The sequence below is a fragment of the Aeromonas sp. ASNIH1 genome (assembly GCF_002934285.1).
Taxonomy (GTDB): domain Bacteria; phylum Pseudomonadota; class Gammaproteobacteria; order Enterobacterales; family Aeromonadaceae; genus Aeromonas; species Aeromonas caviae.
On record NZ_CP026228.1, the window covers coordinates 3,492,299 to 3,507,698 of the forward strand.

Consider the following 15,400-nt stretch of genomic DNA (forward strand, 5'->3'; position numbering starts at 1 on the left):
ACCTGCGCACCGACCGCTTCCTGCCGGGAAGTCTGAACCACCTGACGTCGAGGGAAGAACAATGCTGAGAATGATCCTGGCCATGGGGCTGACCCGCTGGCGCTATATCGGGCTGTGGGCCTCCGTGCTGCTGACCCTGGCCTGCGTGGCCGTCCTTGCGACAAAAGGGCTCGCCCTCGGGCTCGATTTCACCGGCGGGATCCTGCTGGAGTTTCGCATCCAGACCCTGAAGGAGGCCCATGAGCTCAACGCCCTGCTGACGGCGCCCCTGGCGGGGGTGGTGGAGCTGCACGGCGCCGGTGTGCCCGGCGAGTGGCTCATCAAGCTGCCCCCCCACGCGCTGCCCTGGGCGGCGGAGGATCTGGCGACCATGCTGGGGCAGCAACTCGCCCTGCCGGTGGAGCTCTTGCGCACCACCATCGTCGGGCCCCAGGTGGGCGCGGAGCTGTTCCAGCAGGGGATGCTGGCGGTGCTGGTGGCCTCGCTCGCCATCTCCGCCTACCTGGCGGTGCGCTTCGAGTGGCGCCAGGCCATCGGCATCCTGGTGTCGGTGTTGCACGATGGTCTGGTGGCCATCGGGCTGCTCGCGCTCTTTGACATCGAGTTCGACCTCAACGTCATCGCGGGCCTGATGGCGGTGATAGGCTACTCCCTCAACGACAGCATCGTCATCTCGGACCGGTTGCGGGACTTGCTGGGGTCTCGTACCCGCATGGGGATCCACGAGTGCTCGGACGTGGCCATCAAGGCCACCTTCAGCCGCACCATGATCACCTCGGGCACCACCCTCTTCACCGTGGGGGCCCTGCTCCTGTTCGGCGGCGACGCCCTCTACGGCTTCTCCTTCACCCTGTTCGCCGGCATCCTGGTGGGGACGCTCTCCTCCATCACGGTGGCCTCCACCGTGCAGGAGCTGCTGGGGCTCTCCCCCCAGGCCTACCAGAAAAAAGAGGAGGAGCTGGCCGAGGCGGCGTGACCGGCGAGCGCCCTGTCACGGGGCTCATGGGCGGCCAGTGCGGCCGCCCCGGGCAAAAAAGGAAGGCGAATGCCTTCCTTTTTCCATTCTGCCAGAGGGGGGCGGCGGTCCCGAAGGCCGGGTTGGGGCGGCGGGTGTGACGCGGCCGAGCAGAAGTTGAAAAGTGTAATGAAATGCATGTTTTAGGCGCTATTTTCGGGGCCCGCATCGGCTACCCTGGCAGGGAGTCTATGGATGGAGTAAGCACTCATGAATATCGCTCGTCGGCTTCAACTCATTGCCCTGCTGGTCATGCTGGCCCTGGGGTGTCTCAGCTGGTTCAGTATCAGCAGACTCTCCTCCGCCAATGCGGATCTCAGCTATGTAACAGACAACACAGTCCCCAGCATTTCCACGATCAAGGAGATACAAACAGACTTCTACGCCCTGCATTCATTGATCCAGGCGCACGTGCTCAACACCGACGACGGCAAGATGAGTCAGATAGAGCAGAGCATTGCATCCCTTCACACCAAGATGGACGCCCTGCTGAGCCAGTATGAAAGCGGGATGATCTCCAATGAGGAGGACAGGCAGCTCGTCGCCGATGATCGGCGCCTGGTTGCCCAGTACGGCAAGGCCTCTGAAGACGTCCTGCGCCTGTCCCGCGAGAACAAGAATGTGGAGGCCAGAGAGGCGATCGACAAGGAGCTTGCCCCCTTGTTTGAGCAGCTTTCCCAGGCCATCGACAAGCACGTCCACTTCAACATCCAGCAAGGTGACGCCGTCAAGCTGCGAGGCGAGCAGAATGCCGATAGCAGCATGCAGGCCCTGTTGTTCATCTCGGTGGGCGCGGGTGCCCTCACGCTGGTGCTCTTTCTCTGGCTGTTCAGGCAGGTCGCCAATCCCCTCCGTCTGGCCATGGCGACCCTGTCCGAGATCCAGCGCGACCTGAACTTCACCCTGCGGGCCAATGTGAGCCAGCAGGACGAGATCGGCCAGACGCTGACGGCGGTCAACCGCCTGCTGGACACCTTGCAGCAGACCTTCACCGAGTTCTCAGTGGGCAGCCTGCAGATCAAGAGCACGGCAGAGTCCCTCTCCCAGGCGGCCCAGCACATGGCGGAGTCGGCGAGTCAGGCCAATGACGCCACCAGCCTTATCGCCGCCGGGGTGGAGGAGATGAGCGTGAGCATCACGGACATCTCCCAGCGCACCCAGGAGACCAGCCGCATCACCAATGAATCCGGCAAGCTCGCCAGTGACGGCGGGGCCACCATAGAGCGCACTGTGCTCGCCATCAACGACATCGCCGACGCCATTCGTCAGGCCTCCCGCGATGTGACGGCGTTGGGGGAGGGGATCTCCCGCATCGGTGGGGTGGTGAACGTCATCAACGATGTGGCGGGGCAGACCAACCTGCTGGCGCTCAACGCCGCCATCGAGGCGGCGCGGGCCGGTGAGCAGGGACGCGGCTTTGCGGTGGTCGCCGACGAGGTGCGCAAGCTGGCGGAGCGGACGGCCCAGTCGACCCAGGAGATCTCAAGGACGGTGGAGGCTATCCAGCAAGGGTCCGAGGCCACGGTGGCCAGAATGGTCCTGGTGGAGGAGAAGGTGGCGCAAGGGGTGGCCATGGCGACGGAAAGCGGGGCCATCATCACCCAGATCCGCCAGGCCTCCCATCGCGTCATGGATCAGGTCGGCGAGATCACCCTGGCCATCCGCGAGCAGACCTCGGCGGCGGAATCCATCGCCCTCCAGGTCGAGCAGATAGCCCAGGTGGTGCAGCAGACCAGCAGCACGGCGGAGGAGACCTCCGCCGCCGCAGAGGAGCTGAACGTGACCACGGAGAATATCCACCAGCAGATCTCCCGCTATCGCATCCAGTGAGGTGCGGATCGGTTGTTCTCTCCCCGCCATGCCCATGGCGGGGATTTTTTTATGTCAGAACCCCGAACCGGGCTGTTGCAGGAAGGCGGCCTCTTCCTCCGTGCTCGCCCTGCCCAGGATGGCGTTGCGGTGGGGGAAGCGGCCAAAGCGATCGACGATCACCTGGTGGCGGCGGGCAAAGTCGGCAAAGCCTTCGAAGGTGGTCCGGGCCGGGTCTGTGGCCTGCTCGTCGGCCAGGGCCTCGAACAGGGCGACGCTTCTGGCCTGCTGCTCTTTGGACTCCGCGTGCTCGAGGGGCAGATAGAAGAAGACCCGGGCCAGCGGCGAGAGCCCCTTGTCGACCCCGAGGGTGAGCCCCTTGAGGCACAGCGCCCTGGCCTTGTCGTCCTGGGCGAAGGCGGCGGGGGTGTGGCGGTGAAGGTTTCGCGGCAGCTGGTCCAGCAGCAGGATGAGGGCCAGGCGCCCTGCGGGATCGTCCTCCCAACGGGCGAGCTCGCCCGCTGCGGCACGGGCCGCCAGTTCGCCGAAGCGTGAGGCCAGCAGGGCATCGGTCTCGCTGCTCTTGCCCCACCAGAGGGGGGCCTGACGGGCGGCACGGGGAGCGTCGTCTGCGTCATCGCCAAACCAGAAATCGAGCAGAGGTTGCCAGGGTTGCATGGGAACTCCTTGGGCCGGTGGCCGTGAGGTGAAAACGGAGCAGGGGATCTGCCATGGGGGGCTGCCGCCGTGGCGGCTTCCCGTTACACTGTGCCATCTTTTGCCCCAAAGGGTGATCCCCGGATGGGCCCGTGGTCCCCTGACCCCCTCATCACCCTGACCGGGGCAGCCCGGATGTGTCCCACTCAATAGAAGGAATGCCAGATATGGCCGGAGCCAGTTTGTTGACCCTGCTCGATGATATTGCCAGCGTGCTCGATGATGTCGCCCTGATGACCAAGGTGGCGGCGAAGAAGACGGCCGGGGTGCTGGGGGACGATCTCGCCCTCAATGCAGAGCAAGTCTCCGGGGTGCGGGCCGAGCGTGAGCTGCCGGTGGTGTGGGCGGTGGCCAAGGGGTCGTTTCGCAACAAGCTCATCCTGGTGCCTGCCGCCATCGCCATCAGTGCTCTTATCCCCTGGCTCATCACCCCGCTCCTGATGCTGGGGGGGGCCTACCTCTGTTTCGAGGGGGCGGAGAAGCTGGTCCACAAGTTCCTGCCCCACGAGGAAGAGGCGCATCAGGCGGCGCCGGTGCCCGAGGATCTGGCGGCCTATGAGCGCCAGAAGGTAAAGGGGGCCATTCGCACCGATTTCATCCTCTCGGCGGAGATCATCGTCATCGCCCTCGGCACCGTGCAGGGGTCGAGCCTGGGCCTGCAGATCGCCGTGGTGGCGGGCATCGCCCTGCTGATGACCGTCGGGGTCTATGGCCTGGTGGGGCTCATCGTCAAGCTCGACGACATCGGTCTGCACCTGCTGCAAAAGCCCGATGGCGGCGCCGTGCGCCGGGCGGTGGGGCAGGGGCTGCTGGTGACGGCGCCCCGTCTGATGCACCTGCTTGCCCTGGTGGGCACCATCGCCATGTTCATGGTCGGCGGCGGCATTCTGGTCCATGGCTGGCCCTTCCTCCATCATCTCATCGAAGGGACGGCGGACACGGTGGCCGCTCTGCCCGGGGTCGGCGGGGTACTGGCCGTGGTGACGCCCACCCTGCTGAGCGCCTTGGCCGGCGTGGTGGCAGGGCTGGTGCTGGTGGTGGCCATGACCCTGGTGAGCAAGCTTCAGCCCGCCAAATAGGTCGCTTGTCGGGGGAGGGCCGACAGGGGCCGTCGCACCCGGGGGCGCTCTTCTGCCGGTTGCCTCGAATGGGGGCTAGGCAAGTGCCTGGCCCCCTTCGTACTATCCGGTTTCACCCGCCCGCAGAGGCGGGGTGACCCGATATGGACGCAAACAGACAAGGACAACCATGAAACCACCCGTTTGGCGAGATGATCACATCTATGCCGCCCCCGACGATCCTGCCATCGAGGCCGCCTTCCAGGAGGCTGCCCGCGCCCTCACCCGGCTTGACGCCCTCCTGGCGGACCTGCCGGATCCCGCCCATCCCGTTGCGGATGCCAATGCCCTGCGCCACCTGCTGCGGGCCATCCGCCGCGAGGCCAACGGGGTGAAGAGCCTGGCCTGGAACAGTCAGGTCTATGGTTACAACCGGCTGAGCCAGAACGGGCGCGACGAGGAGGCCCGGGTACTGCTCTCCCGGGGCCAGCAGCTGGAGGCGACCCTGGCCCAGCGCAGCAAGCCGGTGGACCTGTTCTGGGTTCGCGCCCCCAAGTCACTGGTGCGCACCCTGCTGCAAGATCCCGAACTCTTCGAGCTGGCCTACCACATCCATCACGACAGAGCGCAGCAGGATCAGTGGCTTTCGCTCGAGAGCGAGCAGCTCATCGAGGGGTTGGCGGTAGACGGCCTGCAGGGGTGGGGGGATCTCTATGACAACCTGGTGGGGCGGCTGCTGCCGGTGGTGGAGGGGGTGCCCATGGGGCTTGCCCAGGCGGACAACCTGCTCGCCCACCCGGACAGGGCGCGGCGCGCCAGTGCCTGGCACGCCATCCAGGGTGCCTGGGAGGCGGAGCAGGAGACGGTGACCGCCATTCTCAACGCCATCAACGGCTGGCGCAACGAGCTCGGCCGCCAGCGTGGCAAGGGGCGCAGGCTGGATGCCCTCGAGGTCACCTGCCATCAGGAGCACATCACGGGCGCGACCCTGGAGACCCTGATGGCGGCGGCCGGGGAGCACAGGGAGCTCGGGCGCCGCGCCTTGAGGGCCATGGCCTGTGCCCAGCAGATCACCGACTTCGCCCCCTGGGATCTCTTTGCCCCGGCGCCCCAGGCCGTGCACGGCAAGTTCGGCTTCGAGCAGGCGCTGAATCTGGTGATGGAGGCCTTTGCCGCCTTCGATCCCGAGATGGGGGCGTTTGTCCGCATGATGGCCGACAAGGGGTGGATTGATGCCGCCCCGAGCGAGCACAGGCGAAGTGGCGCCTATTGCACCGAGTATGCCGATCCGCCCGAGCCAAGGGTCTTCCTCACCTTCGAGGGGACCATGGACAACGTCATCACCCTGGCCCATGAGCTCGGCCACGCCTGGCACAGCTGGTTGCTGCGGGATCTTCCCTTCGAACAGCGGGGCTACCCCAAGACGCTGGCGGAGACCGCCTCCCTCTTTGCCGAGATCCTGGTGCGCGATGCCCTGCTGGCCGCCACCGACAAGGTGGAGCAGCGCCGGGCCATCGCCTGGCTGGACGGGGAGCGGGCCGCGAGCCTGCTTCTCGACATCCCCGCCCGCTTTGCCTTCGAGCGCGCCCTGGTGACGGCGCGGGAGGCGGGTTACGTGGGGGCGAGCCAGATGCGGGAGATGATGAAATCGGCGCAGCAGCAGTGCTATGGTGACGCCCTCAGCCAGTATGACGAGCTGTTCTGGGCCAGCAAGGGTCACTTCTCCATCGCCGAGTCCGGGTTCTACAACTACCCCTATCTGTTTGGCTATCTCTTCAGCCTGGGGCTCTATGCCCAGCATGCGCGGGCCGGGGGCGAGTTTGTGCCCGCCTATCGCGCCCTGCTGCGAGATACCGGCCGCATGAGCGCCGAGGCGCTGGTGGAGAAGCACCTGGGGGTCGACATCCGCGAACCCGGGTTCTGGCAGGAGAGCCTGCGCTATGTGGAAGAGGCGGTGGTGCGCCTCGAGCGGCTGGTGTGATGCCTGCACGCGAAGGTGGTGGCTCTGGCCACCTGGATTTCACGACGGGCCAGGCCCGTCCCTGACGATGAGCGTTCGATGCAACAACGAGTCTATCCACAGCAGTGGCAAAATGATCACATCTACCCCTCCCTCGACAGCTGTGTCCTCGAGGCGGACATGAGCCTGGCCCGCGCCAGCCTGGCCGAGCTGAGCGGTTTTATCGAGGGACTGGCCCAGGTGCCTCGCACCCCAGGCGCCTTGCAGGACTTCCTCAGGGAGGTACGCCTGCGGGCCCGCCGCATTCGCGACATCGGCTGGAACATCGCCGTGCTGGCGGCCTGCAAGGGGAGCCAGGACGCCCGGGATCCCCTCGCCAAGCAGGTTGCCTCCCGGGCCCGTGCCCTCAATGCGGATCTGTTCAAGACGCTTGCCCCCATCGAAGATCTGATGCTGGGGCTGCCTGCGCCCGAGTTTGAGCAACTGATGGCCGACCCCCTGCTCGGGGAGGAGGGGTACCGGCTGCGCCACGAGCGTCGCCTGCAGGATCAGCGGTTGCCGGTGGAGGCGGAGCAGCTGGTCATCGGCCTTGGCACCGACGGCCTGCACGCCTGGGGCAACCTCTACAACGATCTGGTGGGCAAGATAAGGCTGGTGATCGCGGGTCGCGAGATGGGGCTGGCGGAGGCGAGCAACCTGCTCTCCAGCCCGGATCGGGCCCTGCGCAAAGAGGCCTTCGATGCCATCAGCGCCGGCTGGGAAGGGGAGCAGGAGACGGTGGCGGCCATCCTCAACGCCCTCAACGGCTGGCGCCTGGAGCTCTCGCGCCAGCGCGGCAAACACCGGCGCCTCGATGCCCTGGACGTTTCCTGCCACCAGAGCCACATCGAGCGGGCGACCCTGGATACCCTGATGGCGGAGACCTGGCAGGCCCGTCATCTGGGCCAGCGGGCCCTGGGGCTGATGGCCGGTCACCTCGGCCTCGAGGTGCTGGGGCCGGAGGATCTCTTTGTGCCGCCCCCTGCCGCCAGCCGCCGGGAGATCCCCTTCGAGGAGGCGGTCGACATCATCGCCCTGGCTTTCGCGCGCTTTGACCCCGAGATGGGGGACTTTGCCCGCATGATGGCCGAGCGCGGCTGGATTGATGCCGCCCCCACCCCCAACCGGCGCACCGGGGCCTATTGCACCAAGTTTGCCGAGCCGGTGGAGCCGCGGGTCTTCATCACCTATGCGGGCACCATGGACAACGTCATCACGCTGGCCCACGAGCTCGGTCACGCCTGGCACAACTGGCTCATCCGCGACTTGCCCATGAGCCAGCGCAGCTACCCCATGACCCTGGCGGAAACCGCCTCCATCTTCGCCGAGACCCTGGTGCGCAGCGCCCTCTACGAGCAGGCCCGAAGCGCCGAGGAGCGTCTGGCCATTGCCTGGGCGGATGCCGATGGCGCCGCCACCTTCCTGGTCAACATCCCGGCCCGCTTCGACTTCGAGCGGGCCCTGGTGGCCGAGCGCGAGCAGGGCTATGTGTCGTCGGCCCGGCTCAAGGGGCTCACCGACGAGGCCTGGGGGCGCTGGTACGAGCAGAGCCTTGACCGCTATCACCCCCTGTTCTGGGCCGCCAAGGCGCACTTCTCCATCGCGGGCTTCGGTTTTTACAACTACCCCTACCTCTTTGGCTATCTGTTCAGCCTCGGGGTCTATCAGCAGCTGATGAGCCGCCAGGCCGCAGGGGAGGAGGGGGTGGCGAAGGCCTACCGCGCTCTGCTGCGAGACACAGGTCGCATGAGTGCCGAAGAGCTGGTCGAACGGCATTTGGGGCAGGACATTCGCGAGCCCGCCTTCTGGCAGGGGAGCTTGGCCCTGGTGGAAGCGGCGGTGGCGCGCTTCGCCCAGTGCGGCAGTTAACCTCGCCAGACCCGGTTTGCGCCATGTCCCGCCGGGGCATGGCGCTGCCACAGCCGCCCCGACGCGCGGTTTGGTGGCCCGAAGGGGCGTGATCCAAAGCAAGAAAGTGGGATGTTTTGGTGGCGCAAGGCCCTGTCGCTGGGGTAGTTTCGATAGAACCGACACAGTTTTTGAGGTCTTGTCCATGATCATCTATCTGCATGGCTTTGATGCCACCAGCCCCGGCAATCATGAAAAAGTGCTGCAGTTGCAGTTTATCGATGATGATGTGCGTTTCGTGCACTACAGCACGGTTCACCCCCGCCACGACATGAGCCACCTGCTCAAGGAAGTGAAGAAGCAGCTCGACATGAGCACCGATCCCAAACCCCTCATCTGCGGCGTGGGCCTGGGTGGCTACTGGAGCGAGCGGATCGGGTTTCTGTGCGGCATCAAGCAGGTGGTCTTCAACCCCAACCTGCACCCGGAAGAGAACATGCAGGGCAAGATCGACAGGCCGGAAGAGTACGAGGACATCGGCACCAAGTGTGTAACCGAATTTCGTAATAAAAATTCAGGAAACTGCCTGTGCATCCTTTCCGTTCAGGATGAAATCCGCGATAATCGGGACACTGAACGTGAATTGAAGAACTATTACGACATCGTATGGGATGAGCGCGAGACCCATAAGTTCAAGAACATCTCGCACCATCTGCAACGGATGAAGGCCTTCAAAGAAGCCTGAGCCATCACGTCAACCGATTTCGTTTTAGGGAGCCAATGGCTCCCTTTCGTTTTGAGGAACCAAGGAAAATCATCATGATGAATATTGTCGTTGTAGGCGGTGGCGCCGGTGGTCTCGAGCTTGCGACCAGCCTGGGCCGCAAGCTGGGCAAGAAGAACAAGGCCAGGATCACCCTGGTGGATCGCAATCGCACCCACCTGTGGAAACCCCTGCTGCACGAAGTGGCCACCGGCTCCATGGATGCGGGCATCGATGCCCTGAGCTACCAGTCCCACGCCAAGAACCACGGCTTCGAATTCCAGCTCGGCAGCTTGACCGACATCAAGCGCGACGAGAAACGCATCGTGCTGGCCCCCATCCACGACGAGAGCGGCGCCCTGGTGGTCAACGAGCGGGAAGTGGCTTACGACATCCTGGTGATGGCCATCGGCTCGGTCTCCAACGACTTCAACACCAAGGGCATCAAGGATCACTGCATTTTCCTGGACAGCCCCTCCCAGGCGCACCGCTTCTACAACAGCATGATGAACCGCTTCCTGCAGTTCGCCACCGAATACCAGCCCGGTGACAAGGTGAAGATCGCCATCGTCGGCGGCGGCGCCACCGGCGTCGAGCTCTCCGCCGAGCTCTACAACGCGGTGGAGCAGCTCTACGCCTACGGCTTCAAGAACCTCACCACAGACAGCCTGAAGGTGACCCTGGTGGAAGCGGGCCCTCGCATCCTGCCGGCCCTGCCGGAGCGCATCAGCGGCTCCGCCCATCAGGAGCTGGTGAAGCTGGGCGTGGACGTGCGCACCGCCACCATGATCACCGAGGCGACCGCCGAGGGCCTGCACACCAAGGATGGGGAGCTGATTGAAGCAGACCTCATGGTGTGGGCCGCGGGCATCAAGGCGCCGGACTTCATGAAGGAGATCGCGGGCCTGGAAACCAACCGCATCAACCAGCTGGTGGTCCACGAGACCCTGCAGACCACCCGGGACGAGAACATCTTCGTCATCGGCGACTGCGCCGCCTGCCCGCAGCCGGACGGCAAGTTCGTGCCGCCCCGCGCCCAGTCCGCCCACCAGATGGCGACCCAGGCGTTCAAGAACATCCTGGCCAAGATGAACGGCGGCGAGATGAAGCCCTACCGCTATCACGATCACGGCTCCCTGGTCTCCTTGAGCCGCTTCTCCACCGTGGGCAGCCTGATGGGTAACCTGATGCGCGGCTCCATGATGGTAGAAGGCTACATCGCGCGCATCGTCTACATCTCCCTCTACCGGATGCACCAGGTCGCCCTGCACGGCTACATCAAGACCGGCCTCATCATGCTGGTGGGCCGCATCAACCGGGTGCTGCGCCCGAGCATGAAGCTGCACTGAGTGCATGGCGGCTGCCGCTGCGAACATCAGAAAGGAGAGGCTTGCCTCTCCTTTTTTTATGGCCGACGCGGGGCGCTCCTGGCAGCGCCTGCCGCCGTTCAGGGCGAAGACGCAGAGGGCCGGTGCAGCTGCCGTCGTGTCTGCATCATCAAGGCCCCGCTTTCATCGTGGCCCGGAAGCCCTCTCCCCAGCACCGGAGCCCAAGGTCGCTGTGCGGGGGAAAGTGGCACGACACAGGCCCTATGGATGGCTCCTTGATGAACCTGGCGGACGCTGTGCTTGAAGCCCCTGACCACGCCGGGCTTATGCTTTGGCCAGCGCCTTGCTACCATGACGGCAACGGTGCTTCGCGCACCCAGCCCAACTCACAGGAGACCTCATGATCCTCTCAACCACCCCCACCCTGGAAGGCAAGACCATTCGCGAGTACCGCGGCATCGTCGTGGGCGAAGCCATCCTCGGCGCCAACATCTTCAAGGATCTGTTTGCCGGCATCCGCGACATCATCGGCGGTCGCTCCGGCGCCTACGAAAAAGAGCTGGCCCGGGCCCGGGAGATCGCCTTCGAGGAGCTCAAGGAGCGTGCCCAGGCGCTGGGGGCCAACGCCGTGGTGGGCATCGACATCGACTACGAGGTGGTGGGCCAGAATGGCAGCATGCTGATGGTCAGCATCAGCGGCACCGCCGTGGTGATCTAGCCCGCCAGTGCCCGGCCCTGCATGGCCAAACGCCCCGTCACAAGCCGACCTCGAGGTCGGCTTTTTGTCGGGTGTGGCGCGCAAAGGTGGGTGCAAGTGAGTGGGGCTCAAGGCCTGAACGTATCGAATGCCCCGATGGTTCTGGGCTGGTCGGGAATGAGAGAAAAAGCGGCCCGGCCCGGAGAAGGTGCGGGAACATGGGGGGGCACAGGGCCTGAAGGTCGGCAAAGTTGTTCAATTTTACTATTCGATAATGAGTTATCGTTTGATATATCTAAACAAAAAATGACCTGTCAGGGGTCGTAGAGCCCAGGTCGGGACGAACATGGCGAGGTGCAGGCGGCACTGTACTCGCATCCCGCCCATAAAAAGAGGTCGCCCGGGCGACCTCTTTGTCGTCTGCTAGTTCGCTGCGGCTCAGGGCAGGGCATCGGGCCGGAAGGTGTTGCAAGGATCTGTGTCCCTCGTGTCTCAATCGATCAGGGCAATGCATCGGGCCGGAAGCTGGCGCGGATCTGCGGCACCAGGGGGGAGGGGTCGAAGCCTTTCTCCTCCCCGAGCACCGGGTGGAGCAGGGGTTGGTCACGGATGGGGGTGAGGTCCCCCGCCAGCAGCTGCCTTGTGGCCTGCCCCATCTGGTAGAGCTGGCGCACCGGGTCGAATTGGCGGGCGAGATCCAGCCCGTCCCCGGCCCGGGTGAAGGCCATCATGGGGATCTGGTAGCTGGCATCCCGTGGCGGTTTGGCGCCGTGGATGCCCTTGCCGGCCGACATCAGGAAGGGCTGGTGGTCCCCGAAGGCCACCACCAGGTAGCGCTTGCCGGAGCTGTCCAGGGTCTTGAGCAGCCGCTCCAGGGAGGCCATGGCATCCACCACCCCGGTGTAGTAGGTGTTGAGCAACTGGGTATCCGCCGGGCTCTGATCCGGGCAGGCGCCGCTGCGCTGCTGGGCCCGGTAGCGATCCCCGTCGAAGGGGCCGTGCCCCTGCATGGTGACCGCGTAGGCGAACAGGGGCTGATCGTCCTGGTTGCTGCGTTTGAGCAGGTGATCGATGAGGGCATCGTCGGAGATGTAGAGCCCCTTGTGCTCGAGGGCGGTGAAGCGGGTATCGAACCAGCGCTCCTGGTAGCCGAGGGCCGGGATCGCCTTGGCGCGGCCCCAGAACTTCTCCACATAGGGGTGGGCGAACAGGGTCTGGTAGCCGCTCTGGGCTGCGCTGCGCGCAAGGCCGGGCACCTTGTCCGAGAGGTAGTAGTAGGGCACCACCCCCTGTTTGAGCAGGCCCACCGGCAGGCCGGTGTTCATCTCGAACTCCGCCAGTACCGTCATGCCCCCCGTGGTGGGGGAGTGGATGGTCTTGCGCCATTGGGCCACGCTGGCGGGCAGGCTCAAGGTGGGGGCGGGGGCGCAGAGACGGCCCTGCCAGTCAAGCCAGAGTGACTCGTATTGCAGCACGATCACCAGATCGAAGCGGGGAGCCCTGGGCTGGGCGGGCAGGCTCAGCTCCGGGGTGCGCTCGTTGATCTGCAAGGGGTAGCGAAACACGTTGCCGCTTTGCAGCATCTCGTCCACCAGGTTGAACAGGTAGAGGCCGGGGCCGGCGCGGATGATGTCCCTGTGGTAGTTCACCGCCCTGTCCACGTAGCGGATGTTGGCCCCGAGCAGCTTGTTGCCGGTCTGGGTGGCGAACACGCAGAGGGCGAAGAAGGCGGCGGTGGCGGCGGCGGTGCGCAGCAAGCCCCGCAGGATCCAGCGAGAGAGGGCGAAGCGCCACACCAGAAAGAGGAGCCCCAGCACGACGAGCACCGGCACCACAGGGTGCTGATCGAGCAGGATGTGCAGCAGGGCCAGCAGGTTGCCCAGATCGTCCCCCCCCAGCGGCACCCCGTAGATGGCGATCTTCATGAAGTTGGCGAGTAGCCCGATGCCCGAGAGGGCGGTGAAGAGCAGCCCCATATAGAGGCTGAAGCCCGCGAGGGCGCAGAGGCTCCAGCCCAGCACCATGCTGCCCCAGGCGAGGTAGTAGTGCTCTGGCCGAAAGCCCGACCAGAACAGGAATTCCCCCAGCTTGAACACCACGAAGCCGTGAAGCAGCACGAAGGTGAGGTTGCCGAGCAGCAGGCTGCCTGCCACCCGGGCGCGGTAGCTTCGGCGCAGCCGCGGCAGCAGGGCCTTGAGCACGGCGGCGCTCACCAGCAGCACCAGCAGCAGGCTGGTCATCAGGTAGAGGAGGTTGAAACCGCGCTCCGGCAGGGTCTGGAGGATCTGGCTGTATTCGACGCTCTCCGGCCTGTCTGCCAGCAGCAGCCCGATGCGCAGCTGGTAGCGGCTGTCCAGGGCGTCGTCGGGGGCGCGCAGGGCGCTGTTGAGGCTCAGGGTGCAGCGCTCCTTGCGGCACTTCTGGCGCTTGTCCACCGCCTGGCTCAGCTGATCGATGCGTACCCCTTTGTCGTTGAGCAGCTCCACCCGTACCTTGTCCCCCTCCTGCAGGGGTTTGAGCAGTTGCCACTGGCTGCGCACCACCAGATAGAAGCCCCGGTTGTCACTTTTGTAGAGCAGGCTGTAGCGATTGAGGGTCGCGATGGGCTGATCCGCCGGGCCCAGAATGAGGGGGGCGGCACGCCCGAGCCAGCTGACGGGGTTGAGCAGCGGCAGGGCGAGGGTCAGCAGCAGCAGGGCGGTCAGCAGACCCAGCAACAGCCCGGCCAGGGGCTGGGAGGCGGGGCGGTGGCCGGTGACGGGGGCATTCATAAGGGCTCATCCTTGGAGCGGTCATGGCAGCGACGACTGCCTCTATTTTGACCCGATGGTGCGTGGCTTGTTCCTTGATGTCAATTTAATGACAACAAGATGAATATTCCGTGATGAGCACAGTGAAGCAATTTGTGATCCCGATCCGCCAGGGGCACTCATTCTGTGATGAAAGCGTCATCATGAGCCTTTGCTGCTGGTCTGGGAGGGGGGCGCTGTTTAGTCTCTCAGTAACGGTTGGAGGTACATGTATGAATCCCAAAGTTGCGGCGCGTCAGGCCAGATTGCTCCAGATGCTGGAGAGCAAAGAAGAGATCCGGATCGGGCGGGAGCGGGACTGCCCCCTGCCGCTGCCCCAGCTCGTCCGGCTGACCGAGGATCACCCGGACGTCGTCAAGGTCTACGGTCACGGGCTCACCGCCGAGGTGTTCCATCTCAAGGTGGAGGGGCACCACTGGTGCCTGAAACGCTGCCGCCAGGACTCTCTGGTGGCCAATGTGGACGGCAAGACCGCCTTTCTCACCGAGCTGGAGCGGCGTCGGGAGATAGAGAGCCTGCGGGAGCTGCACCCCACCATCCTCTCCAACGTGGTCTGCACCAGTTTCGGCTCCGCCCGGGCCGGGGTGCTGGTCTCCCCCTGGCTGCGGGGGGAGCCGGTGCGCACGCTCTGCGAGCGCAACCTGGCGCAGATGCTGGCGGTGGAGGCGGAGCTGGCCCGCTGGGGCTGGTTTGACTGGGATCCGAGCCCGGGCAACCTGCTGGATGACGGCCAGCATATCTCGGTGTTCGATTTTGGCTACATGTGGCCCTTCGATCCCCTGCACGAGTTCAATTCCAACGGCCTCACCGATCCCGACTTCCACGTGCCTGAGCGGCTGGAAACCCGCACCCTCTCCGGGCTCTGGCTGGACGAGGCGGATCCCTTGCCGCTGTTTCGCCGCTGGCGCGAGCTCTGCCTCGCCTGGGCCAGGGGAGAGCTGCAATACCTGTCGCGGGAGGGGGCGAGCGCCCCCGTGCTGGCGCGGATGCAGGGACTGGTGGGGGAGTGGAGTGCGGCGCTGGCAAGCGACGAGGCGCTGGCGGCCAACTGGTGGCGCGACATGTACCGCAGCCATCGGCTCGACATCCTGGACGACCTCAGCGGCAAGAGCTGCGGCCCGCTCACCCTGCGCCGCCTCGACTGGCTGGAGCAGGCGGTACAGGAGCACTTCCCGGCCCTGGTGGACAATCTGGCCCCTGACGAAGCGGGGCTCGGTCAGGCCGGGTTGCTGCAACGGCTGGGAGGGCTGCGCGAGCAGATCCGGGCCAATCTGCTGCCCACCCGGGCTACCCTGGTCACCAGCTGATGGTGGAAGAAGAGTGACAAGAGGGGCGCCGCGGCGCCCCTCTTTGCTG

General features: G+C 65.2%; 11 protein-coding genes. 9 read left to right on the top strand and 2 right to left on the bottom strand.

The genetic code is table 11. From position 1 onward, the window contains the following. The first annotated feature begins 61 nt into the window (after positions 1-61). Positions 62-976 (top strand): protein translocase subunit SecF, encoded by a 915-nt coding sequence (gene secF / locus C2U37_RS17170; protein ID WP_029314368.1) that lies wholly within the window; start codon positions 62-64, stop codon positions 974-976. Between the two features lie 249 nt (positions 977-1,225). Continuing rightward, entirely contained in the window at positions 1,226-2,845 is a 1,620-nt protein-coding gene (locus tag C2U37_RS17175; protein ID WP_103858521.1) for a methyl-accepting chemotaxis protein, read from the top strand. Between the two features lie 54 nt (positions 2,846-2,899). Here C2U37_RS17175 and C2U37_RS17180 read toward each other — a convergent pair whose 3' ends face one another. Further along, entirely contained in the window at positions 2,900-3,502 is a 603-nt protein-coding gene (locus C2U37_RS17180) for a DUF924 family protein (protein ID WP_053288514.1), read from the bottom strand. Positions 3,503-3,708: 206 nt separating this feature from the next. Here C2U37_RS17180 and C2U37_RS17185 point away from each other — a divergent pair, with 206 nt between their 5' ends. The 6 genes from C2U37_RS17185 to C2U37_RS17210 all read left to right on the top strand — a co-directional run bounded on the left by C2U37_RS17185 (position 3,709) and on the right by C2U37_RS17210 (position 11,255). Then, positions 3,709-4,620, top strand: coding sequence for a DUF808 domain-containing protein (locus C2U37_RS17185; RefSeq protein WP_041212856.1), 912 nt, complete (start codon positions 3,709-3,711; stop codon positions 4,618-4,620). Positions 4,621-4,789: 169 nt separating this feature from the next. Then, complete coding sequence (locus C2U37_RS17190; protein WP_041212857.1) at positions 4,790-6,580, top strand: M3 family oligoendopeptidase; 1,791 nt, start codon at positions 4,790-4,792, stop codon at positions 6,578-6,580. A gap of 78 nt (positions 6,581-6,658) precedes the next feature. Beyond that, the gene (locus C2U37_RS17195) at positions 6,659-8,467 is read left to right on the top strand and encodes a M3 family oligoendopeptidase (RefSeq protein WP_104452771.1); all 1,809 of its coding nucleotides are present in this window, start codon (positions 6,659-6,661) and stop codon (positions 8,465-8,467) included. A 184-nt stretch (positions 8,468-8,651) separates the two neighbouring features. Beyond that, positions 8,652-9,191 carry an alpha/beta hydrolase YcfP gene (gene ycfP / locus C2U37_RS17200; RefSeq protein ID WP_005331594.1) on the top strand — a complete coding sequence of 180 codons (540 nt, stop codon included), beginning with the start codon at positions 8,652-8,654 and terminating at the stop codon, positions 9,189-9,191. 74 nt (positions 9,192-9,265) lie between these two features. Continuing rightward, the gene (locus tag C2U37_RS17205; protein WP_041212859.1) at positions 9,266-10,558 is read left to right on the top strand and encodes an NAD(P)/FAD-dependent oxidoreductase; all 1,293 of its coding nucleotides are present in this window, start codon (positions 9,266-9,268) and stop codon (positions 10,556-10,558) included. A 379-nt stretch (positions 10,559-10,937) separates the two neighbouring features. Continuing rightward, the gene (locus tag C2U37_RS17210; protein ID WP_010674360.1) at positions 10,938-11,255 is read left to right on the top strand and encodes a heavy metal-binding domain-containing protein; all 318 of its coding nucleotides are present in this window, start codon (positions 10,938-10,940) and stop codon (positions 11,253-11,255) included. 479 nt (positions 11,256-11,734) lie between these two features. On the opposite strand, the gene C2U37_RS17215 is transcribed toward C2U37_RS17210, so the two are convergent. Next, positions 11,735-14,005 (bottom strand): LTA synthase family protein, encoded by a 2,271-nt coding sequence (locus C2U37_RS17215; protein WP_104452772.1) that lies wholly within the window; start codon positions 14,003-14,005, stop codon positions 11,735-11,737. 251 nt (positions 14,006-14,256) lie between these two features. Here C2U37_RS17215 and C2U37_RS17220 point away from each other — a divergent pair, with 251 nt between their 5' ends. Further along, entirely contained in the window at positions 14,257-15,351 is a 1,095-nt protein-coding gene (locus tag C2U37_RS17220) for a hypothetical protein (RefSeq protein WP_041212861.1), read from the top strand. The last annotated feature ends 49 nt before the right edge of the window (positions 15,352-15,400 follow it).

What these genes read in the sequence shown, in the direction of transcription:
- ycfP (WP_005331594.1), top strand. Translation starts at nt 8,652, where the DNA reads ATGATCATCTATCTGCATGGCTTTGATGCCACCAGCCCCGGCAATCAT.
- C2U37_RS17180 (WP_053288514.1), bottom strand. Translation starts at nt 3,502, where the DNA reads ATGCAACCCTGGCAACCTCTGCTCGATTTCTGGTTTGGCGATGACGCA.
- C2U37_RS17175 (WP_103858521.1), top strand. Translation starts at nt 1,226, where the DNA reads ATGAATATCGCTCGTCGGCTTCAACTCATTGCCCTGCTGGTCATGCTG.
- C2U37_RS17220 (WP_041212861.1), top strand. Translation starts at nt 14,257, where the DNA reads ATGAATCCCAAAGTTGCGGCGCGTCAGGCCAGATTGCTCCAGATGCTG.
- C2U37_RS17190 (WP_041212857.1), top strand. Translation starts at nt 4,790, where the DNA reads ATGAAACCACCCGTTTGGCGAGATGATCACATCTATGCCGCCCCCGAC.
- C2U37_RS17210 (WP_010674360.1), top strand. Translation starts at nt 10,938, where the DNA reads ATGATCCTCTCAACCACCCCCACCCTGGAAGGCAAGACCATTCGCGAG.
- C2U37_RS17195 (WP_104452771.1), top strand. Translation starts at nt 6,659, where the DNA reads ATGCAACAACGAGTCTATCCACAGCAGTGGCAAAATGATCACATCTAC.
- C2U37_RS17185 (WP_041212856.1), top strand. Translation starts at nt 3,709, where the DNA reads ATGGCCGGAGCCAGTTTGTTGACCCTGCTCGATGATATTGCCAGCGTG.
- C2U37_RS17215 (WP_104452772.1), bottom strand. Translation starts at nt 14,005, where the DNA reads ATGAATGCCCCCGTCACCGGCCACCGCCCCGCCTCCCAGCCCCTGGCC.
- secF (WP_029314368.1), top strand. Translation starts at nt 62, where the DNA reads ATGCTGAGAATGATCCTGGCCATGGGGCTGACCCGCTGGCGCTATATC.
- C2U37_RS17205 (WP_041212859.1), top strand. Translation starts at nt 9,266, where the DNA reads ATGATGAATATTGTCGTTGTAGGCGGTGGCGCCGGTGGTCTCGAGCTT.